At 51.2% G+C, this 22,578-nt stretch carries 14 protein-coding genes; 6 read left to right on the top strand and 8 right to left on the bottom strand.

Going from position 1 to position 22,578, the window contains the following annotated elements; genetic code table 11:
* Positions 1–435: 435 nt before the first annotated feature.
* Both LLG96_19870 and LLG96_19875 read right to left on the bottom strand, forming a co-directional pair.
* The gene (locus tag LLG96_19870) at positions 436–1,332 is read right to left on the bottom strand and encodes a universal stress protein (GenBank protein ID MCE5252466.1); all 897 of its coding nucleotides are present in this window, start codon (positions 1,330–1,332) and stop codon (positions 436–438) included.
* A 3-nt stretch (positions 1,333–1,335) separates the two neighbouring features.
* Positions 1,336–2,652: an Nramp family divalent metal transporter gene (locus LLG96_19875; protein MCE5252467.1), complete on the bottom strand. Its 1,317-nt coding sequence runs from the start codon at positions 2,650–2,652 to the stop codon at positions 1,336–1,338.
* Between the two features lie 408 nt (positions 2,653–3,060).
* Between LLG96_19875 and LLG96_19880 the strand changes: the two genes are divergently transcribed.
* The 6 genes from LLG96_19880 (at position 3,061) to LLG96_19905 (ending at position 10,580) form a co-directional block, all read left to right on the top strand.
* Entirely contained in the window at positions 3,061–4,065 is a 1,005-nt protein-coding gene (locus LLG96_19880; GenBank protein MCE5252468.1) for an arabinose ABC transporter substrate-binding protein, read from the top strand.
* 27 nt (positions 4,066–4,092) lie between these two features.
* Entirely contained in the window at positions 4,093–5,097 is a 1,005-nt protein-coding gene (locus LLG96_19885; protein MCE5252469.1) for an arabinose ABC transporter substrate-binding protein, read from the top strand.
* 85 nt (positions 5,098–5,182) lie between these two features.
* Entirely contained in the window at positions 5,183–6,694 is a 1,512-nt protein-coding gene (araG, locus tag LLG96_19890) for an L-arabinose ABC transporter ATP-binding protein AraG (GenBank protein MCE5252470.1), read from the top strand.
* 100 nt (positions 6,695–6,794) lie between these two features.
* Complete coding sequence (gene araH / locus LLG96_19895; GenBank protein ID MCE5252471.1) at positions 6,795–7,760, top strand: L-arabinose ABC transporter permease AraH; 966 nt, start codon at positions 6,795–6,797, stop codon at positions 7,758–7,760.
* A gap of 116 nt (positions 7,761–7,876) precedes the next feature.
* Positions 7,877–9,043, top strand: a complete 1,167-nt coding sequence (locus LLG96_19900) for a hypothetical protein (GenBank protein ID MCE5252472.1) — start codon at positions 7,877–7,879, stop codon at positions 9,041–9,043.
* A 109-nt stretch (positions 9,044–9,152) separates the two neighbouring features.
* Positions 9,153–10,580: a trimethylamine methyltransferase family protein gene (locus LLG96_19905; protein MCE5252473.1), complete on the top strand. Its 1,428-nt coding sequence runs from the start codon at positions 9,153–9,155 to the stop codon at positions 10,578–10,580.
* Positions 10,581–10,670: 90 nt separating this feature from the next.
* Here the strand turns inward: LLG96_19905 and LLG96_19910 are convergent, their stop codons facing one another.
* The 6 genes from LLG96_19910 to LLG96_19935 all read right to left on the bottom strand — a co-directional run bounded on the left by LLG96_19910 (position 10,671) and on the right by LLG96_19935 (position 22,463).
* Entirely contained in the window at positions 10,671–13,712 is a 3,042-nt protein-coding gene (locus LLG96_19910) for a hypothetical protein (protein ID MCE5252474.1), read from the bottom strand.
* 320 nt (positions 13,713–14,032) lie between these two features.
* Positions 14,033–16,042: a beta-galactosidase trimerization domain-containing protein gene (locus LLG96_19915; protein MCE5252475.1), complete on the bottom strand. Its 2,010-nt coding sequence runs from the start codon at positions 16,040–16,042 to the stop codon at positions 14,033–14,035.
* A 23-nt stretch (positions 16,043–16,065) separates the two neighbouring features.
* Positions 16,066–16,662 carry a hypothetical protein gene (locus LLG96_19920; protein MCE5252476.1) on the bottom strand — a complete coding sequence of 199 codons (597 nt, stop codon included), beginning with the start codon at positions 16,660–16,662 and terminating at the stop codon, positions 16,066–16,068.
* Between the two features lie 61 nt (positions 16,663–16,723).
* A complete protein-coding gene (locus LLG96_19925; protein MCE5252477.1) occupies positions 16,724–17,989 on the bottom strand; it encodes a beta-lactamase family protein in 1,266 nt (421 codons plus the stop codon).
* Between the two features lie 291 nt (positions 17,990–18,280).
* Positions 18,281–20,491 carry a T9SS type A sorting domain-containing protein gene (locus LLG96_19930; protein MCE5252478.1) on the bottom strand — a complete coding sequence of 737 codons (2,211 nt, stop codon included), beginning with the start codon at positions 20,489–20,491 and terminating at the stop codon, positions 18,281–18,283.
* 109 nt (positions 20,492–20,600) lie between these two features.
* Positions 20,601–22,463 (bottom strand): right-handed parallel beta-helix repeat-containing protein, encoded by a 1,863-nt coding sequence (locus tag LLG96_19935; protein MCE5252479.1) that lies wholly within the window; start codon positions 22,461–22,463, stop codon positions 20,601–20,603.
* Between the last annotated feature and the right edge of the window lie 115 nt (positions 22,464–22,578).

Genomic DNA, 22,578 nt, shown 5'->3' on the forward strand with positions numbered 1-22,578 from the left:
TAATTCATTGTATGAGTATTGTCATTCCCAAGAACGAAGTGAATAGGGAATCCAGTATTATTGCTTCGGTGATTAAATAGTGACATCGGATGAGGTCATGCCGAACTTGTTTCGGCATCTATTCCAGGTATTAGTATCATTATTTATTCGCCGGAGTATTAACATCGCTATGCCGTGAGTGTTGGATGATGGATTCCCGTTTTCAAAGGAATGACACTTTAACGTGTAAAAAACATCCCATTCGTAAGCGTTATGTACTATTGCTTCGGCGATTAAACAGTGATATCGGATGACGTCATGCCGAACTTGTTTCGGCATCTATTCCTGCTATTGGTATCATTATTTATCCGCCGGAGCAATAATCAAATAACCATAAAATTGAATTCCATACCGGTCCTTTTTATATCTGCAATACCTCACAAATGAAATACATTTTCATACAGGCACGAGAAGCATCGAACGTTTTGTACGGGCCAGCACCCTGGCGGTGACGCTGTTTTCCCAGAATGCAGCGGTACCCGCTTTACCATGGGTACCCATGATAAGTATTCCGGCATCGATCGATTCCGCAACATCCGAGATAACCGCAGCGGGATCGCCCCGCAGCACCTCCGATGTGACCGGAACAGTAAGGTCATGGAAAAAATGAACCTTATTTTCCAGATAGATAGACACTTCATTGTATTCAAGCTCGAGAGCCGCTCTTGTTGCGCCCGGCATCAACCGCCGTTCCGCCGCCTGCCTGCCTGACAGCGTACCGGTTGTCGGAACAACAGACAGAAGATGCAGCCGCGCTCCCGATGCCAGGGCGAGCTCAGCCGCAGCTTGTAAACCGGTCTCGTGAGCACTTTCGCCGTCCGTAGGAGCAAGAAGAACACGGCATTCAAACGCTCCATGCTCCCCGACTGTTTCCGGCCGCACAAGCAGGACAGGTATATCGCCGGCAGCAACCACCTGCTGCGCGATACTTCCGAAAACCACTGATTTGAGACCGCCCCGTCCATGCGAACACATGACGATAAGATCGTGCGAAAATTCCTGCTGATGACCGACAATGCCGCGCGCGACATCGCTGGTTTTGCCGGTATGTACATGGAATTCCACGGGAATCTCAGGCGGGAAAACCTGCCGCGCCAGAGTTTCCAGGTAAATATGTGCTTCCTCGGGACTGCTCAGGTGACGGTCTCCGTGGATTGTGGGCGAGACATCCTCTTCGATGACATGGATAAGTGTGATACGGGAACCGAAAATACGGGCGATGCACAGAGCCGGTTTCAGCGCCGATTCCGCAAGAACCGACCCATCGAGGGGTATGAGGATATGCTTATACATGGTCTACTTCCCGAATATGGTCTGATAGAGCAGGTATCCGTTAAGAAATATGATCAATATCGCCACTATTATGGCTGCGAATGTGGTTATGGCACGATTTTTAAGGTCGCCCATCAGATCGCCTCTCCTCGTGAACATGATAAGCGGTATTACCGCAAACGGGAGTCCGAAGCTGAGCACCACCTGGCTTATCACGAGCGTCCGTGTCGGATCGAGGCCTGCCATGATCACCGCAAGCGACGGGAAAACCGTGATCAGCCGACGGAGCCAGATGGGAATATGACGTTCGAGAAATCCCTGCATGATCACCTGACCGGCCATTGTCCCCACAGTTGTCGACGACAACCCCGCAACGAGAAGGGAAATGGCAAAAATCGACTTTGCGGCGGAACCGAGCAGGGGTTCGAGGGTGATATGGGCATCCTCGATTGTGGCGACCGAACTGAGGCCGGCGTGGTGGAAAGTCGCCGCAGCCATCATGAGCATGGCCGCATTGACAAAACCGGCCACGCCCATCGCTATGGTCACATCGGCCACCTCGAAGTTGAACAGCCGCCTGCGGTGCACCGGATTGGTAACCCTGATGCGCCCCTGTGTCAGCGAGGAATGGAGAAAGATGACATGCGGCATCACGGTTGCTCCGAGTATGCCGGTGGCGAGGAGCACGCTCTCGGCGCCATTGAAGTGTGGTGTAAACGCATGATACACAACCTTGGACCAGTCGGGCTTGTCCAGGACGGTTTCAACCACATAGCAGAGAGCGATAACACCGAGCATCGCGGTAATAACCGCTTCGAGGGGACGGAATCCACGGTTCTGCAGCCCCAGAATTGCAAAGGTCACTGCTGCGGTCACCAGACCGGCAACCCAGAGAGGCATTCCAAACAGCAGGTAAAATCCGAGCGCCGCGCCGACAAACTCGGCAAGGTCGGTCGCTATCGCTACAAGCTCCATCAGCACCCACATTCCCCACACAACCCAGCGCGGGAAATGGAGACGGCATAATTCGGCAAGATTATGGCCGGTGGCGATACCGACTTTTGCCGATGTCACCTGGATGAGCATTGCCATGAGGTTGCTGGCGACGACTACCCAGAGGAGTGTATACCCGAATTTTGCCCCGCCCTCTATATTGGTTGCAAAATTCCCCGGATCGACATACGCGATGCTCGCAATGAACGCCGGTCCTAAAAAAGGCAGGAGACGGGCAAATCCCCGTTTTGTGCTCTCCCCGGAGAGAACCCGGGTTGCTGAATCAACGGTCTTTGTATCCCCGGTTCTGACAGTTTCCCGTGGGGATTTTTTATGGAGTTCATCCATCGAGTCTATCTGCCTCTCGATTTCTGTAAACGGCAATGAATATAATTGGTAATTATAATGTTACAAATAACAGGATTGACTCCGGCTGAGCGTATTACCCCGAAAAATCGGTTTTTATAATATAACCCATCATGTGAAAGGGAAGCACATTTTTTTCTCCCGTCCATCGGCACCAATGGCCTGTACAATCCCAATCCCTGCTCATTCATAAAAAGCTTCGCCAATACACTCGGACGGTCTCTCTTTTTCATCAGGGTGTTTATGCTATTCATTTCCTCTCCCTGAAATCATTATATATCCGTATGCACTTTTCTGTTGCTTACCGGGAATATAACACCCATTATATGGTAACCTTACGGAAAATCCATTCAAAACAGAGCATGGACATTTCATTACAGGGATTCATCGATGAGAAAAAAGAACTGCATCTGCCTTTTAACTGTAATCGCAGTGATGCTCGTCTGGACGATTATTCTTTCAGGATGCGGATCCCGCGGCGCAAAACCGGTCAAGATAGGTTTTCTCGTGTCCAACCCCGAGCAGACGTGGTTCCAGAATGAATGGCGCTACGCCCAGAAGTGCGCGGACAGGTATGGATTCGAGCTGATCAGGATCGGGGCTACCGACGGCGAAAAGACACTTGCCGCAATCGACAACCTGGCTGCCCAGGGTGCGCAGGGATTCGTCATATGCACGCCGGATGTCCGTCTGGGTCCGGGGATTCTGGCACGCGCTGCTTCATACAGGATGAAGGTGATTACCGTGGATGACCAGTTTGTCGGTTCAGACGGTTCATTCATGGATGTCCCGTATATGGGTATCTCCTCGGTATCGATCGGATGGTCGGTCGGAAAAGCTCTCCATGAGGAGTATCTGAAGCGCGGATGGACAATCGATGACACCGCTGCGCTCGCTGTCACATTCGAAGAGCTCAATACCTGCAAGGAACGTACCGACGGGGCCACGGAGGCTTTGATCGAAGCGGGTTTCCCCGCTGAAAAGATTTTCAGGGCACCCCAGAAACACAGCGATGTGCCGAGCGCATTCGATGCGGCGAATGTCACGGTGACACAGCATCCCTATATCAGGCACTGGCTTGTCTATTCGGTCAACGACGAGGGTGTGCTCGGTGCTGTCCGGGCGCTGGAAAATCGGGGCTTCGGAGCCGATTCGGTCGTGGGTATCGGCATTGGCGGAGATGTGTCGAAATCGGAGTTCGAAAAGAGCGAGCCGACCGGTTTTTTCGCCACGTGCCTTCTCAATCCATACCGCCACGGCTATGAAACCACCGAATATCTCTACAAATGGATCAAGGACGGCATCGAACCCCCGAAAGACATACGGACAACAGGGGTGATCGTAACCCGTGAAACCAGGGCGGGTATTATGAAGGAATTGGGCTTATCGGATTAAGTCGGGGATGGATCGGGGATGGTATTCATGAACATTACTTTTTTCAGAAAACATACGGCATCGATCATCACATTGTTCGCCGTATTACTCATCTGCGGCAGCTGCGGGGACAGAGGCGAGAAAAGGATAAAAATCGGGTTCCTCGTCAAGCGTCCTGAGGAAATATGGTTCCAGAACGAGTGGAAAGGCGCCCAGGTATGCGCGGATAAACTCGGTTTCGAGCTCGTTAAAATCGGGGTGACCGACGGCGAAAAAACGCTCGCTGCCATCGACAACCTCGCAGCACAGGGAGCGCGGGGATTCGTCATCTGCACACCGGATGTCCGTCTGGGACCGGCTATCATGACAAAGGCGCGCGCGTATGGCATGAAAGTCGTCGCGGTGGATGACCGTCTCGTCGATGCGGAGGGCAGGCCCATGGATGTCCCGTACCTGGGTATGGATGCCGCGGAGATCGGGAGGATTGTCGGAAAAGCCCTCCATGAGGAATTGGTAAAACGCGGCTGGAATCCCGATGAGACCGCCGCCCTCGCGGTCTCGTTCAACGAACTCGAAACATGCCTCGACCGGACAGGCGGAGCAATGGAAGCGCTGGTTGGAGCCGGGTTCCCTGCGGAAAAAATCTTCAGCGCCCCGGTCAAAACTACCGATATACCCGGCGGATTCGATGCATCGGATGCCGTATTCACTCAGCACCCTACTGTAAAACGGTGGCTCCTGTTCGGCTGCAATGACGAGGGTGTGCTCGGCGGGGTACGCGCCCTCGAAAACCGTGGTTTCGGGGCGGAATCGGTGATAGGAATCGGAATCGGCGGAAGCTCGACAAAATCCGAGTTTGAAAAGGAAGTGCAGACAGGTTTTTTCGCGACGGTATTCGTGAATGCCGCCATGCATGGATTCAGGACAACGGAAATGGTGTACCGGTGGGCCGGGGATGGTGTCGAGCCGCCGAAAGAAACGGCGACAGTCGGGAAGATCCTCACAAAAGACACCTACGGAGAGGCATTGCAGGAACTCACCCTCTCACAGTGAAAATAGTACAGGCCATGACATCTCGGGTACCGGGAAACTATAAAAAGAAACTTGCGCTTAATGAAAGTACCATCGATTGACCGAAATGACCCAATCAGATAATACGGCGTATCAGCCCTACCTTGCGTTCGAGGGAATCGGCAAATCCTTCCCGGGAGTGCGGGCGCTCGATGATGTATCGTTGTGCGCCGGGGAAGGAACGGTGCATGCCCTTATCGGAGAAAACGGCGCGGGGAAATCGACCCTGCTCAAGATACTCTCGGGCGTATACGCTCCCGATTCGGGAACGCTTAGCCTCGAAGGGATTCCCCGGACGTTTCAAAACACACAGGACGCCATCAGGGCCGGGATAGCGGTAATTTACCAGGAGCTCCACCTCGTGCCGGAGATGAGCGTCGCCGAAAACCTTCTCCTGGGACATCTGCCGAATCGTTTCGGCCTGGTGCAGAAAAAAAAGGTACGGGAACTCGCGGCTGCGACACTCGAATCTCTCGGTGAGACAGTCGATCCAGCTGTCAGAATCAGCGCTCTTCCCATAGCCCAGCGTCAGATGATCGAGATCGCAAAAGCCCTCATGCGCGACGCAAAGGTGATTGCATTCGACGAGCCGACGAGCAGCCTGACCGAACGTGAGGTCAAAAAGCTCTTCGCTGTCATCGGGAGCCTTAAACAAAGCGGCCATGTGATCCTCTATGTTTCCCACCGCCTTAACGAGATATTCGAAATCTGCGATTCGGTAACGGTGTTCAGGGACGGTAAGGTTGTCGAAAACTGCGGGGACATCTCGAAAGTCAACCATGACTACCTTGTCAAGCGCATGGTGGGGCGATCCATCACGGATATTTACAGTTATGCTCCGCGCCCCCACGGAATTCCTGCCCTTGAAGTCGAGGGACTGACCGGACCGGGGCTGACCGGACCGGCTAACCTGACCGTGGCGCAGGGCGAGACCGTGGGGATTTTCGGGCTTGTCGGCGCGGGCAGAACCGAACTGCTCAAGCTTATCTGCGGAGCTGTGAAACCACGATCGGGCACAGTCCGGATACACGGGGAAAAAGTCGCGGTCAACAGTCCGGCATCGTCCATCAGGCATGGTCTCGTATTCACTCCTGAGGACAGAAAAAACGAGGCGGTTTTTCCGCTCGGCTCAGTATGCGAGAACATCAATATCGCCGCACGTCGCATTGTATCGCGATGGGGACTTATCAGCGAATCGTGGGAACGGACAAACGCCGAGAAATTTATCGGCATGCTCTCGATCAGGACACCGTCGGCAGACCAGCTCATGAGGAATCTCTCGGGCGGGAACCAGCAGAAGGTGATACTTGCTCGGTGGCTTTCGGAACGTGTCAGGGTCATGCTGCTCGACGAGCCGACACGGGGAATCGATGTCGGTGCGAAAAGCGAGCTCTACGGAATCATATCACGGCTCACGGCAGAGGGGATCGGGATCGTCGTCGCTTCGAGCGAGCTCCCCGAGATTCTGGGCATATCCGACCGTATCATTGTCATGCGCCAGGGAATGATGACCGCATCGCTTTCACGCAGCGAGGCGGATGAAGAGCGTATCCTGCACTATGCCCTGCCGGTCGCATGACATAAATGAGGAGCGAGCGATATATGAACGGTTTTGTTTTTCATATTCTATTATCAGTTTCCTGCTTTCTCAATTTCAGTTAACGCCATGAGGTGTCACGGTGAGCATCAGAAACACACATGATCTGAGAACCGGCATCAAGGGTTTGTGGGATACCGCGAGCATACTCGTAGTTTTTGTCGTTCTGTTTGTGCTCCTTTCGATATTCGTGCCGTACTTTTTCTCCTGGGTAAACATGGTCGGACTGGCGCTTTCGGTCGCCACAGTGGGCATGATAGCCTGTACCATGCTTTTCTGCCTCGCTTCGGGTGATTTCGACCTTTCCATAGAGTCGGTCGTCGCCTTCACCGGCGTCCTCGTGGCTGTGGTTATCAACGCGACCGGGAGTATTACTGCGGGTATTGTGTGCGGTCTCTGCGCGGCGGGACTTGCCGGTCTCTTCAACGGCATCATCATCGCCAAATTGAAAATCAACGCCCTTATCACAACGCTCGCCACCATGCAGATCATGCGCGGGCTCGGATTCATCGTCTCGAAAGGGACCGCGGTTGGGATTAAAGCGCCCGGATTTTTTGTCCTCGGGTCGGGAAGTTTCATCGGCATCCCCATCCCGGTATGGTTGACCATTCTGTCATTCGGCGCATTCGGTTTTCTGCTCAACAGGACCACGTACGGCCGAAACACGCTCGCAATCGGCGGAAACAGGGAAGCCGCCCGTCTCGCCGGCATCCCGGTTGACAGGATCAAAATCGTGATATTCACCACCCAGGGAATCATGGCGGGACTGGCAGGGATTGTTCTTGCATCGCGCATGACAAGCGGCCAGCCGAACACATCGGTGGGGCTTTCACTCGATGTCATCTCTGCCTGCGTGCTCGGAGGGGTATCGCTCTCCGGCGGGGTGGGAACCATGCTCGGTACGATTGTCGGCGTCCTCATCATGGGAACGGTGCAGAATGCCATGAACCTTCTCAACATACCGACATTCTACCAGTATGTGGCGCGGGGCATCATACTCCTTCTCGCGGTGCTCTTCGACCAGCTGAAACACCGGAGAAATGAATAGAATCTATGATAATCGGCCAGACACGAATTGTAAGGATGAACGCGAAAAATATTAAGGCGGGAAATACCCTATAAAGTATTACATATAATCCTGTTATTCACCGGGAAACCGAGCATATGAATAATTACGAGCGTTTCATTCAAACCATCTCATGGCAACCGGCCGACCGTATCATGACCTACGAGGTCATGGACAACACGGAGATACTGAAATATTACGGCGGTTTTGATCCTTCGCATCGGTATTCCTTCGAGGAGCTCGTCGAGGTCAATGCCCGGATGCTCAAAAACATCGGAATCGATGTCACCCGCAATATCCATGACCCCGTCAACCACTGGATGGGTGCAAAAATCGCCAACTGGATACGTTTTTTCGGCGTAAATCCCGATAACTGGGAATTGTCCCATACGGGCGATACGGCGTGGATATCGAAACGTCCCTTTTCCAATCTCCGGGAGCTCGAAAAAAATATGCCCGTCCTTCCGAAATTAGAGGAGGTCAGGGAATGGTATGAGCCCGTTTTACAGACCATAAAGGAGATATTCGATTCATACGATCTCGTCTATATCGGCGGTATCGAGGGGCCGATATGCGACGCCTATACGTATACCGACACAGAGCTGTTCTGCACCGCGCTTTATGATGCTCCCGAGCTCGTCTCCCATATCATGGACTGCACGGGCACATTCTCGGCGTATATCGCCCGTATTTTTGCCGAACATCCTGCCTCGCCTCTTCTGTTCATGGGCGAGGACATGGCGGGTAAAACAGGCCCGTTCTTCAGCCCTGACTTCATCCGTGAGCACGGCCTTCCCCGATGGCGGTGGATTACCGAACCGCTCAGGGAAAGGGGAATCAGGTTCCTGTTCCACACCGACGGCCGGTATGGCCCGCTCCTTCCGATCATTTTCGAGGAACTCGGCGCGGACGGTCTCAATCCCATCGAGCGGATGGGCTGCAACGATATTTTCGCCATCCGGGAATCGTACCCGGACAGGCTGCTGTTCGGGAATGTCTGCTGCTCGTCTACTCTGCCCTTCGGAACGCTCGAAGACATCGAGGATGAAACGCTCGAGCTCATCGAAAAAATCGGCCCGCAGGGCGGCATACTCATCGGATCGTCGAGCGAGGTGAACGATATCGTCCCCCGCGACCATGCGGTGAAACTGTACGAAACCGTTCTGGAGTACGGCTCGTATCCCATTGACTGCGAAAGAATACGGAAAAGAAGAGCGGAAATCAGGAGCCGCCTGAAACTGCGAAAATCCATCGGTGATTCATAGACTTCTTTTCTGAATATCAGTGTTTTGGTGACTTGGCGATAATCATCAACAAAAACAAATAATTTCATTGATTCTGATTCGTATTGTTTCCGATAAAGGGATTGCCCCGATGATGAAAATACAGGTTCTCGGACAGGAAGGTGTTGCGCGGATCGATGAAGCGGCGCGCCGGATTCTCGAACGGACGGGTGTCGAGATTCCCCACAACGAAATGCTTGGCCTTTTTGCCCGTGCGGGAGCGAAGGTCGACATCCCCTCACGGCGTGTGCGTATTCCTCCAAAGCTCGTGGACGAATGCCTCGAATCCGCAGGCAAAACATTCACCATCTACGGCCGTGACCATACCAAAAAGGCTTCGTTCGGGACAGGCAGCCGCAACTACAATTCGATCGCCGGCGAGGCTTATTGGGTGGATGAGAATGGTAAACGGCGTTTTGCGACCCTCGGCGATGTGGTTACCGCGTCAAAGCTTACCGATGTCCTGCCCTGGATAACCATTGCTGGCGCCATGGCGGACCCGCATGAAATCGATGCTTCCTTCCGGTGCGTCGAAGTCGCGGCGGCTCTCCTCCGCACAATCGCCAAACCGGTAACCTTCTGGTTCCATGACCGGGCAAGCGCGGCGTTTGTCATCGAGCTGTTCGCTGCGCTGGCGGGGTCATCGGAAGAGCTCGCAGCTTTTCCTCCCGCCTACCCGTTTCTCGAACCGATCAGCCCGCTCCGTTTCCCCCAGAACGGCATAGACCTCCTGTTCGAAACATGCCGCGTCCCCCTGCCGGTTCCGGTCGGCCCGATGGCACAGACCGGTCTGAGCGCTCCTGCAACGCTCGCCGGTACCCTCGCCCTGGAGACAGCCGAGATACTTGCCGGTATATGTGTCACCCAGCTCATACGGCCGGGAACACCGGTCTGTTTCGGCGGTATCCCCCATGCCTTCGACATGCGCACCACGCAGTTGATATTCGCAGGTCCCGAACAGGGACTGATGGCTGTCGCCATGACCGAAATGGGCAGGCAGTACGGCCTTCCGGTGTATATCAATGTCGGGCTTACCGACAGCAAGTGCGTGGACGCCCAGGCGGGTCTTGAGATCGCCGCAACCCTGCTTATGGGTGTGCTCTCGGGCGCCGATATATTCGGGCACCTCGGTATCGCGGGTGTCGATCAGGCATCCAGCCTCGAAATGCTCGTGTTTCAGCACGAGGTCATCGACTATATCGAGCGGATCATGCGCTCGTTTGCCATCGATGAAGAGCGGCTTGCGCTCGATCTGATAGACTCGCTCGGCCCGGGGGGAACATTTATCGCCGAAGAACACACGGTGCGGCATTTCCGTGAAGAGATATGGATGCCTTCCATTTTGGACCGGTCATATTGGGATCACTGGGAAAAAAACGGCGGACTGACCACCGCGGAAAAAGTGAACGACCGCATGGGGGAACTTCTTGCACAGTACACGCCTCATCCGCTCGACGATACGGTCGACCGCGAGGTGGAAAAAATACTCGAAAACGCACGCAGGAAACTCGGCAGATAGCGGTCAATCAGATAAATTCAGAAAATTAATTGACTGTGGTTAACAGAAATTTTTATTGAATGTACCTATAATGTCTTTAGCGAAGTCAGCTCATTTCCGCCATGTTTTCCCGGGAGTTTCCAGCAGATTCAGAAAAAGCTTCTTTGCCACTACGGACTGCGGAGTATCGGAAGCGAGTTCCGGCACGATCCGCAGGGTGCAGAGAAACACCTGGCCTTCACCGAACGGCGTGCGGGAGAGGGCGGTCACGATGTCTCTCCGGTTTTCGCAGGCGAGGGCAACGAGCACTTCCGAACCGAGACGGTTCATGTCGATACCCCATATATCGCCGCGGTAGAATACCTGGTATTCCCAGCTCATCGCCTGCGACTGCGGAAGTCCTGCAAAAACGGGGCTTTCCCCTGTAATAAACCTGCCGTCGGCCCCCCAGTGTACGCTCCGATAGTACTCCACGGACGGATGCCTGTAGAGATTGTCCATGACATGCTGAGCCCAGAGATCGGGCTGGTCGAGAATAATAAGCGTCGTTCCGTTCGCCACCCGGTCCATGACCGCATTGATGTACCTGCTCCGGTAGGACGCCCTGCCGACTTTATCGAAATCATGCGGGCCGATGACGATAAAATCCGGGTCGGGTGCCTCGGGATCGAATGCGGGCAGGGTAATACCCCTCGACTCCTTCAGAAACCTGTTGATGATCCCCGTAGTGTCGATGACAGCGCCCGTGCCACTGATGCCTGGCCCGGTATGGTAATCGACAACAAACAGCTCATCATGACCCGAGGCTTTAACCTCCGATTTCTTTTTAAGCTCGGCGGTAAGTGTATAGTATCCGGGCTTCCGCACCGCGGGGAGTGTGATTCCCTCGACGAGCAGCTCGCCGAATTCCTCTCCGCCGGTCACGGTTACCGGATAACTGCCGGAGTAAACAACAGCGCCGTCGGGGTCGTCGAGCCGTATCTCAAGGGTATGCTTACCGTTGAGACCGGCTTCGTTGACGATAAAGAAGTCGGCCACCGGAACAGCGCCGTCAGGAAGCACCTTGTCGCGTATCTTGACTGCGATATAGAGCGGCTGGGCATAGTATGATAATATCGAGGGATCGGCTGTTGGATAACGGTATACGTCCACGATGTCCTCGGCAGTAACGGGCGCCGCCCACCCGTTGAGATTATAACCGTCCGAAATATTACCCATCCGGACGTTTTCAAGAACGCGCCCGTGGAAGTAATGGAGGCTCCGTCCCATGCTCAGGGTCAGGTCATCGACAGTGGGAAATGAAGTCCTGAAACCGCTCTCGTCGAGAAAACGGCTATAGGAATCGAACCAGGAAAGATGCTCCTGCTCCCTGAAACCGGAAGCGCCCGTCCTGGCAAGCTCGTTCTTTATCTTTTCGAGGCGCATCATGGTTCCCCACTGACCCTCCTCGCCCCAGAAGATGATCTCATCCGGTTCGAGACGGTGAACGGAATCGCCGTACGCAACGGTGCCGCGCATGTAGAACCGCGGATTGTTGTAAATGTCGTCCACATATCCGGGATACCGGAACCAGTGGTGATGATCCCACCAGCCGTGATAGTAGAGCGAATCATCGAACGGTTTCATGTGAAGTTTATACGGGTCGTGCGCGAGACGGGTAAAGGTATCGAATCCCTTGTCACGGTTCCGGTCGCTGTCGTAGGTTATGATACGGCCGGGATCGAGTTTGTGAACCATCTTCATGTTGAAGATATCGTCTTCGCTCGGCGGATTCTGCGCCTCGTTTTTCATGTTGTAAATGACCATGGAAGGACTTGAGCGGTCGCGCTTGACCATTCTCACGAACTTCTCTCGGCGCCAGATCATGGCGGTTTCGTCCGGAGCGGGCATGCACCGGTATCCGGAGGGCTCTTCGTAGGACAGGAGACCGGCTTCGTCGCAGAGCTCGATAATGTACTGCTGGCCGATGGCGCGGTGAAAGAGCATCGTGTTGTATCCGAGCATCAGGGCTGCATCGATATCGCGCTTCGCCATCACGGGTGTGGGAAATATCCCGTTCTTCGGCCAGAATCCCCGTGTCATCGCCGCGAACAGGAAAACACGCCTGCCGTTGAGGTAAAACCGTTTGTCCCCGTTCTTTTCGCCGATATCGAACCACCTGAATCCGAATCGCCGGCCCATGGAATCGACACTCCCGCCATCCTCAGTCCTGAACGTGGCACTCGCCACATAGAGATGAGCGTCACGGATATTCCAGACATGGGCTTTCGGCGCCCTGACTTTGATCGGAATGGTTTTCTCTCCCGGAGGAACCGATTCAGCGGTCGTTTTTTCCCAGAGGATGTTCGAGGGATTTCCCCACTCATGGACAACGAGCGACAGCGCGCCTTCGCGGGTTTTACCCGAAGCGTTTCCGAGGGTGACGAATACTTCGACATCCGTGACCGTTGGCTTGTTCTCGACATACACGTCACCAATGAATATCTCGTCGGTCGCCCGTACATACACTCTGCCCGTGATTCCGCCGAAGCCATGCACCGCCGGAACCAAGTTCCTGCCCCAGCGGCAGAGATCGTTGTCCTCCCAGGTAAAATTGCCCACCGGATCGGTAATGCGCACATCGAGTCTGTTGGGAACACCGAAAACGACTGTTTTTGTCGCATCAACCTCGAACGGGGTGTTCCCGATAACATCATACCCGACAAGCGTACGGTTGACAAACACTTCAGCCCTCAGGTTGACCGAATCGAACGAGAGGACAATACGTTTCCCCCTGAGCGATGAATCGAGCATAAAGGTCGTGCTCCACCATGAGACACCGCGATAATCACCGGCGATACCGATCGGATTACCATTCGCACCCCAGTAGTGTTCCTCGATAGTTCCCGGCACGGCGACCGTTTTACCGGGCAGCCGGTCGAGCCGGTCCCATCCGCATGAGGGTTGATTCACCGGTACTTTCGAGAGATCGACCGGCGGCATGTAAACAGGGTCGTTTTTCCAGTTCGCTTCATGATCGAGACGAAGTTCCCATCCGGGTCCGGACAGTTCATGCTTCCAGCGGCCCGGTTCCGCTCCGGAACGGGATACATTTGCCAATAAAAGAAGCAGCGTAAAGAAATAAAACCTCCGAAAAACACTACAGACGCTCATATACCCCGTCCTTTATCAATATGTTACGATTCACAAAATACAATAGAACACGGATTTACGCGGATTGGGTGGATTTTCACAGATTTGTATATAAAAATATTAAATATATCTAATCATTGACAATTCGTAACCCAAATTTATCTGAAAATGCATTTATTGTTCCCCTGGGCTGAAGTACCGTCATGGTGTCCGGAGTCCTTGTTAAGCCGTCATTCCCGAATCTTTAATCGGGAATCCATGTGCAGCCTGTATATATTTATCATCTGTCGATGTGACTATCTATGGTCATTGAAATTTTTCATAATTCCGGTTAATACTGTTTATTCGCCCGGCGTTACGAGCAGTTTATACATTGCTACTTCGCCTCCCGTTTTGGGGAACGTAAACCGCCATATGGGCAAATCACGTTTTATGCCGAGTTCATCGCACAGCACCGTAAAAAACGTATTCCATCCCGTTTGCCGGAGGGCAAGCCTGCTGTCACCGAACGGCATCGCGGAGAAAACAATCACCTCTCCCCTGCCGAGCGAGCGGCTGTAAACCGCCGGGGTGCCATCCTCGTACGTGAAGAGCACTTCAGCTCCGGCGGGGATGTTGAGCGTTCGCGCCGTCACACCTTTTTTCCCGGGCTGAAGTATGAGCCGGTCGATACCCTTGAATCTCTGAGAGCCTTCCGTCGCCGGAAGCATATGCGAGGCCTCACGGTTCTTTCCGAGCGGAGCCCCCATAAGGCGTTTACGGAACGAAGCCAGCGAGCCTGTCTCGATATCGGAAATCAGCGCATCGGGATCGAGGATAACGAGAGTTGCTCCCTGTTCGACACGGCTGATAAGCTTTTCAGCAAACTCGCGGGAGACATACGAAAGCTGGGGAGCTATTATCAGACGGGCGTCATCGAGCGACTGAAGTCCACGCCTGACATGATTTTCGCTGACAAAGGAATACCACGCACCGAGCTTTTCACCGAGGAGCGCATGAAGCATATAGTGGCCGTTCAGAAGGTCGTCGTTCACCGCATTCCGTGAATCATCGCTGAACAGCACTGCTATTTCCGCCTTCTTGGGAATATCGAGCGCGGGAAGGTCTTTCCAGAGCCTGCTCAGGCGGAGGATTTCACGGTAGTACTCCCGATGGGGAAACCGTGAAGCGCCGAACCATTCAAGATGAGTCACTCCCGCTTTTGCAGCCTGGCTGGTCAGCTCACGGAGCCCATCCGGCGTCGGCAGGCCGTTTTCGAGAAATCCCTCCATGATGATCTTCGATGGTTTCCCCGCCGCGAGGTCGGTGATGAGCTTTGCGACAAACCCGACATGGTAGAGCGCCCGTTCACGGCCATCCTGAGTAAAGTTGCGCGTGGGATACGGGTCTGCGGAAAAGCTGTCGGTCACCTCATATATGGCGGATTGATCGATACGGTCGATGGAATTCGGGACATCCTTGTTGATGAAATCCATGATATTTATGGCGTTACGGTTATAGGCATGGTATTCGATGCCGGGGGCGTAGCGGTGCACGAGATCGTACTGCGGCTTGGCGGCTTTATAGAGTTGCCCGTTGAGCCAGCGCCAGACCGCTATCCGCATGAGCGCAACATCGTGGGGAGACCTGTTGAGGACAGCGGGATCCGTCATTTCCCATGGTCGCGCCAGGGTCGTGTCCTCCGCCGTGAGGGCAATCGTTATACCATATTTTTCCCTGAGCTCACGGTTTACCTGATCGACTGCTCCGGGCGCTCTGGCAGTCCCGGCCCAGTTAAACGGTTCATCCTGTCCCAGCACACATGAAAGCCATGGTTTATCGCCGTACTTTTTAAGCCATTCCTCGGTCCCGGCGCGGGCGGCCTCGATGAAACGGGGGTCCCAGCAGGCGACAAGACCGTGCTCCCAGCTTTGATAAACCTCGGAAAATACAAATGTGGCTCCTGCCTTTTTCGCTGCATTTGAATATGCCGTCAGGGGAGCCATGATGGGAAATTTCATGCCGTATTTTTCATTGAATTCGTTCACCACCGGCTCGCCGAGACTGGCAATGGCCTCGAGCGCAAAAGGCCCGTCGATGCCTGCCGCCGCGCTTTCGAGGAGAAAGTGATGCTGCTCGGAAGCCCAGGTTTCATCGGTGTACCCTTTTGTCCTGCCATAGAGGCCATAATAGAACGATGTCACCTTGCGATCGATGCGCCGGTCGGTGAGCACTGTTTCATACACCGCGCCGGGACGGTCGACGATAAAGGGATCGGTCTGCGCAGGCGCCGGAGTACCCGCACAAAACAGGAGCAGGAAAAAACCTCCATACAGCAGCATATCACGGCGGTACCATTTCAGAAATTCCATGATTCTCTCCCTGTGAATGCTCTTTACTTTCTCACCACCGCTATGGCGTTGGTCTCGACAAACTGTTCGGGGCCGAAAAGTTTCACGACCTGCATGTTGGTCATGGCGTGCTGGCCTTTTGGAAAATATTCCTTGATGAGTTTACGGACGACCGGTCCCGCAGCGCCGATATTTTTCCCGCCCGCGTCGGGGTCCATGAAACTCTGGAGAAACACCACATCGTCCATGGTGGCGCCATAATGTTCAAGCACCGCTTTCATGTTTTCGAGGGTCTGTCTGAACTGGGTCTCGAAGTCCTCGCCGACCGTCACCTTGTCATACTCCCATGTTTTGTCCTTCACCCGGCTGTGAGAGAGCTGCCCGGCAACGAATATCAGATTGCCGACCTTAACTCCCTGGGCATAGTTGGCATCTTTTTCCCAAGGCACGCCGAATCCGAATTTTTCAGGGACAAACGACTCCTTATATTCGGTAAGCGCTTTGAGCGCCTCCTCACGGGCAATGGCACGCATGGCGGCATCTTCCCTGTTTTTCTGAGAAAGATCATGGCTGCACCCGGACAAGAGAGCGATACATCCGACTGCACCGAACAACAGCGCCGATATGATTTCACGCTTCATTCCTCTATCCTCCCCTGACTGTCTCCTGAAATATCTCTTTGTCTCTCTGCCCTTTTGCCCCTTAATCATCTATAGCCTGATACACCAGTACCCGGTAGGTGTTGACGAGCGTCTTGTCCCAGTAGGAACCCATCTGAGACATGAAGATGCCGATCATGTCCTCTTCCGGATCGATCCAGAAACGGGTGTAATAAGCGCCATCCCAGCCCACGATTCCGAGTGATTCGAGCTCGTCATACTTGCCCCGCTCCGACCGTATCCCGAATCCGTATCCGAACTTGTCGCCGCTGTTGGGGCGAAAAGCCGAATACAGGTCGCCGATGGAATTTGTGGTCATGAGCTCGACCGTTTTACGGCTCAGTATGCGAACGCCGTCAAGCTTACCGCCGTTCAGAATCATCTGCGCGAACCGCAGGTAGTCGGGTGCGGTCGACACGAGCCCTGCGCCTCCCGAGAAATAGGTCTGTGTGCACAGGTATGCGGGGTCGACGGCATCCTTTGTAAAACCGCCCTTCGGATTGAGCGAATAGAGCCGTGCCAGCCGAGGGAGTTTTTCCTTCGGGAGGACGAGGTATGTGTCATTCATGTTGAGGGGAAGAAATATGCGCTCACGGAGAAATTCATCGAATGTTTTGCCCGATACAACTTCAACAAGGTACCCGAGCACATCGATCGACATGCCGTAATGAAATTCCTCTCCGGGATTGCTGATGAGCGGCAGCCCGGCCAGTTTTCTGATCATTTCGCCGATGGTTCCCTGTGTCGGTGTAAGGCCGACGGTCATTCCCGCTTTTTTATAGAGATCTGACTGGAGACCATCGCCATAGGTAATCCCGGAGGTATGGTTCAGGAGATTCCGGATGGTGATTTCGGATTTCGCCGGGACGAGCGTATAGGAATTCCCCGTGGAAGACGGAACCATGACCTGCGGATTTTTGAATTCGGGGATATACTTCGACACCGGATCACTCAGGAGTATCCGTCCCTCTTCGTACAGAATCATCACCGCGGTGCTCGTAATAGCCTTCGACATCGAGGCGATACGGAACATGGCATCCTTCGTCATGGGTTTGCCCGCCTCGATATCCATCATGCCGAACGACTCGTAATGCGCGATTTTCCCGTGACGGGCAACGAGAGTGACCATTCCTGTTATCTGTTTATTATCGATGTACCGCTTCATGACCGTATTGATACGGTCGAGCCGCCGGGACGACAATCCGACCTCTTCGGGCCGTGCTGTCGGGAATCCCTGGCCGAAGACCGGTACTGTCAGCATGAATACGACGGTCAGCACAGAAACGAGCGTTAATACAGTTCTTTTCATGGAATCCTCCTGATAGAGTTAGATTATAGCGAGTGTGTACCCTATGAAACTAAGGCTTTTACTCGAAAGCAAGCGATTTCTTCGTTACCAGAAAGAGACAATAAAACTTCCGGAAAGTAATATATGAAGTTGATAAATATGGAATGGAACGCGGATTTACGCGGATTGGGCGGATTTACGCGGATAAAAAAATGCAGAATTTTGAAAGGTAATCTTTTTGAATTATCCGGGTTGACAATTGTTCATGGCCGATTTGAAAAATGATACGGGTGATTTATCGTGTAGCCCGACTCATTTCACCATTACAATTTTCCCCGTTGCCGTCCGCCCGCCGCAGGTCAGTCGGGCGAAGTAGATGCCCGCCGAGACCGGCGCACCGCTGTTGTCCTTGCCGTCCCAATGGAACCGGTGTGTTCCGGCGGTCATACGTTCCGAGGCAACCTTACGGACTTTCTGGCCTGCGATGTTGTAGATGGTAAGCGTTGTGAACCCGGCATCAGGGATAACGAACTCGATGGTCGTCGAAGGGTTGAAGGGGTTGGGGAAGGAACGGATAATGGGAACCGGTTCGGGTTTCGTTTCGTTTTCATCCACTGAAGTGATGATTACTTCTCCGGTATACCGGGAGACACCGTTGTCGGTGCCAAACCAGATGGTGTTGTTTTTTTCGATCGCGATGGCGTTGACCTTTTTATTACAGAGACCGCTGTTCTGAGTAAAAAATGTCGTCCAGTTTTCACCGTCAAAACGGCTGACACCAGCATCGGTGCCGATCCACAGAACATGGTTCATATCTTCGGCAACTGAAAGTGTATTATCGCTGACAAGACCACTGTTATCTGTTGTGTAATTCTGCAGATTTTCACCGTTATAATAATATATTCCATCATTGGATGGTATCCATATGGTGTTATTGCTGTCCGCATAAATACCATAAACCATGATTTGTTGCTCTATATTTATTGGAACATCAATGCGAATATTATCATCAGTATAAAAAGTAAGACCATAATTATTGTGCAGGAATTGTTCGGCTTTCCAGAAATAATTTTTTGAATCAATACAAAAGTAACTTCTTGTACTTTCTGACCATCCAGCCACAGCATTACGTTTTTGAGGAATATTTAAAAGTGATTTGTTTATATTTCTATAGCCCTTAAATCCGGACAAAATTCCGTTGTAATATATAAATATATGTCCGGGAAATTCTTGGGGGACACTGTCTGCAGCTGATCGAAACAAAACATTATTGTTATAATCGACAGCAACTTCCAGTATATGTTCTTTGCGACCGTACGGGAAAATATCGCTGTAATAGATTATCGGCAATTTATTAAGGGTGACGCCATCATAGAATAAAGCACCGTCAAAACCCGCTGTAAACCAAATGACATTGTCCGGTGACACGGCGATCGATTCACCGATCAGTGAATATCCGTCTATGGTAAATCCGTGCCACGCCCCCTTGTCATAATACGTGATTTTATCAGTTTTGTGTCCGAACCATACGACATTATCATGATCTATTGCAATATCGAAAAAACCCATGTCGGCAGGACCTGTGCAGGAAATATTCCCCGTGAATTTAACACCATCAAATCTGGTTAATCCATGATTCCCCGCTAACCAGATTTCTCCACCATTACCGGCTTTTACTATTCGGCATATCGATTTTTCAAGACCGTCTTCATCCAAAAACACATCTTTCTGATCATCTTTAATTCTAAAGAGGCCTTTATGGGTTCCTACCCAGAGAGCGCCCTGCGAATCCGTTTCAACAGAATAGAGGTGCCATAGTGAACTGATAACAGAGATCGATGACCACTCGTTACCATCGTACGAAATAACTGAACCGTTGTAATCGCCGAACCAGATTGTGTTTTTATTATCGACTGCAATGGAAACAACATTGGGTTGATACGTATTATAAAGTGTCCACTTTTCACCATCGAACGATATGATGCCCATTCCCCAAGTACCTATCCAGATAGTATTGTTTTTATCAACCATGATCTTTTTCAATAAACCAGCCGGTGCTCCGTTATCTTGTTTGAAAAGTGTCCACTTCTGGCCATTATAACATGATACTACATTGCGTGATATAAACCATTTGATGTTATTGTTATCAATAGTAACATCAAGAATCTGTAAGTCGCCAATTTTTTCTGTATCCTGAAACGATATCCATGTTGTTCCATCGAACCGTGAAACACCACCGTTCGTCGCTATCCATTTCACACCGTCCCGATCAACTGCAATGCCATTTATCGCATCATCAACAAGGCCGTCGTCGGTTGTATAGGCCAAAGAAGCGCCCGTCGTTTTATCATATGCAGCAAGGCCGTTCGGTGTTCCTATCCAGACCGTGTTGTTTTCAACGGCAAGAGCGGTAATGGTATCGACAATATTCGTACGGTAGGTTGTCCATGTATCTTCCGCGAAAATTGGTTGTGAAAAACAGATTAAGATAAAAACACCCTTCAAAATAAAAAAATATTTCATTGTTTCCGCCCTTGAACTCTTTGATATTTTAAAAAAAACGAAATTATTATGAAAAAATGAGATTATCAGTAATCTGAGGGGTGGATAATTCCACCCCTCATGGATTTATTCAATTATCAATTTCCCACCATCTAGTGTAATAAAGCACATCCTTGTCTATATTCGACGAGGTATTTGTGAAGTGGAGTTTCTTCCGGTCGTATACCATATAGAGGTAATTTGTGTTGCCCGCAAGGCTCAGTATATAATACGATGATGACATGTTCTCCACCTGCACCCCAAACGGATTTGAATATATACCGCGATACACTTGCATATTGCTGCTTGTTTTCTTTGCTATTAAAAGACTGTCGCCGTACGCGGTCATTGCGGTTACATAGTATTCACCAGCCGCCCGGAGAACAGGACTACCTGATTGCATGCTATATACATAAGTCGAGTCCGTGGCGAGATCCTTGAATGCAGCAAATACATACTGGTTGTTGACAAAAGCAACAGCCGTCACAGAATCAAATGCAGCAGAACTCCATACTAATGTATTTTTTAAAGTACTTTCAGTACTTTCATATATTTTAGCGTCTCCACTTTCGACTAGTGCCGTAACAAAGGTCGAGCTAGTTTTAGGAGCAAGAGCCGTTACGGTTACACCATTCGATGTTCTTCCGGAATAAACACGTGGTGCTTCCACAGATGAAGATGCAGTACTGGATTTATCGAATTTATATACTTTACAACTATCAGAAGAGGTATCAAATGCGCTGATAATGACACTTGCAGAAGTTGTACACATATCTCCCTGTGCATAATATCCACTTTTTGCCCGTGATCCTAAAAAATGTTTTATAGGCCCTCCCTGCTTTCGGAATTTGTAAAGAGATGTCTTTCCTTCATCGAGCCTGTAAACAGCCAGATAAGCACTATCAGCGTCACATGTAACACCATATGTTTTTACTAAATTGGACTCGGAAAATAAATAACTGATAGTATTGCCCCAGAATTCTGAAATGAAAGGATAATGGTTATTACTGCTGTAAAATGGACCTAAATAATTATCGTCTATTACACTATAAGGATCACTGAATGTGTTATCTGTAACTATTATATTTGTACTACTGTCTTCTCCTTTATCTGTTTCAGGACAATCCTCGATAAATCCAAAATGTGCACCTTGAATTGTATTATTATCAATGGTTATACTGTTGCAGATATCCCTTAGTTTTATAGGATCACCTTCACCATTATTGGTAATATCGTTTCTTTTAATTTCAGAATTCTCTGTATATGTTAAATATATTTCATGAGCACATTGTGTTTCGAATGGGTTATCATAAAAATCATTATCGTTTATTTTTACATTACTTAGCATATTTGTATGACCACTATATCCCCCGCTTACAATTGAATAAAAATAGTATGGTTCTTGACCAACAGACCATTCATTCCCGAAGTTGGTGAATTCGCAGTACGAGATTTCTGTGTAATCGGCATCAGGGGTCATATAAATATTGTTCATAGTGCAGACATCACCATTCCATTGCCATGAATCGTAACCATCGAATTTTATGTCTTCAATGGTATTTCCGGCATTATCAATTCTCATGACATACTGCAGACTGTCGTCCGGTGAATACCCGTAAATGACGGGTATAAAAGGCTCACCTGTATTACGTATCATGGTGATATTCGATTTGTCAACAAAAATCTGTGCTCTCACTGTGCTGTCCCATCCTCCACTGCCGCTATATGTCGTATCGCGCGGTGTCTCGAGAAATTCACCCTTTAATGCAATTGTATCACCGTTATTACAGCGATTGAGCGCCCTTTTGAGAGTTTTGAATGCATCGGTACTCATATTGGTCCCATAGTGTGTATCGCTACCATCCCAGCCATCAACATACCACGTGGCTCCCCAGATTGTGGCTGCACACAAGAATATAGCTATGGTGCTCATGAAAAACAATGATCGTCTCATTTTTCCACTCCTTATTTGTAATACAGTCATTTTATAAGATTTATTTTGGGTTATTTCATCAGCGTTATTCTGTGGCTCAGAAATTCCTTTCCAGCCTCAAGACGCACGAAATACA

This window comes from bacterium (genome assembly GCA_021372535.1).
In the GTDB taxonomy this organism is placed as follows: domain Bacteria; phylum Latescibacterota; class Latescibacteria; order Latescibacterales; family Latescibacteraceae; genus JAFGMP01.

Coding starts and splice junctions, on each gene's coding strand:
- LLG96_19880 (MCE5252468.1), top strand. CDS start 3,061: ATGAGAAAAAAGAACTGCATCTGCCTTTTAACTGTAATCGCAGTGATG.
- LLG96_19905 (MCE5252473.1), top strand. CDS start 9,153: ATGATGAAAATACAGGTTCTCGGACAGGAAGGTGTTGCGCGGATCGAT.
- LLG96_19870 (MCE5252466.1), bottom strand. CDS start 1,332: ATGTATAAGCATATCCTCATACCCCTCGATGGGTCGGTTCTTGCGGAA.
- LLG96_19875 (MCE5252467.1), bottom strand. CDS start 2,652: ATGGATGAACTCCATAAAAAATCCCCACGGGAAACTGTCAGAACCGGG.
- LLG96_19885 (MCE5252469.1), top strand. CDS start 4,093: ATGAACATTACTTTTTTCAGAAAACATACGGCATCGATCATCACATTG.
- LLG96_19900 (MCE5252472.1), top strand. CDS start 7,877: ATGAATAATTACGAGCGTTTCATTCAAACCATCTCATGGCAACCGGCC.
- LLG96_19925 (MCE5252477.1), bottom strand. CDS start 17,989: ATGAAAAGAACTGTATTAACGCTCGTTTCTGTGCTGACCGTCGTATTC.
- LLG96_19915 (MCE5252475.1), bottom strand. CDS start 16,042: ATGGAATTTCTGAAATGGTACCGCCGTGATATGCTGCTGTATGGAGGT.
- LLG96_19930 (MCE5252478.1), bottom strand. CDS start 20,491: ATGAAATATTTTTTTATTTTGAAGGGTGTTTTTATCTTAATCTGTTTT.
- LLG96_19910 (MCE5252474.1), bottom strand. CDS start 13,712: ATGAGCGTCTGTAGTGTTTTTCGGAGGTTTTATTTCTTTACGCTGCTT.
- LLG96_19935 (MCE5252479.1), bottom strand. CDS start 22,463: ATGAGACGATCATTGTTTTTCATGAGCACCATAGCTATATTCTTGTGT.
- araG (MCE5252470.1), top strand. CDS start 5,183: ATGACCCAATCAGATAATACGGCGTATCAGCCCTACCTTGCGTTCGAG.
- LLG96_19920 (MCE5252476.1), bottom strand. CDS start 16,662: ATGAAGCGTGAAATCATATCGGCGCTGTTGTTCGGTGCAGTCGGATGT.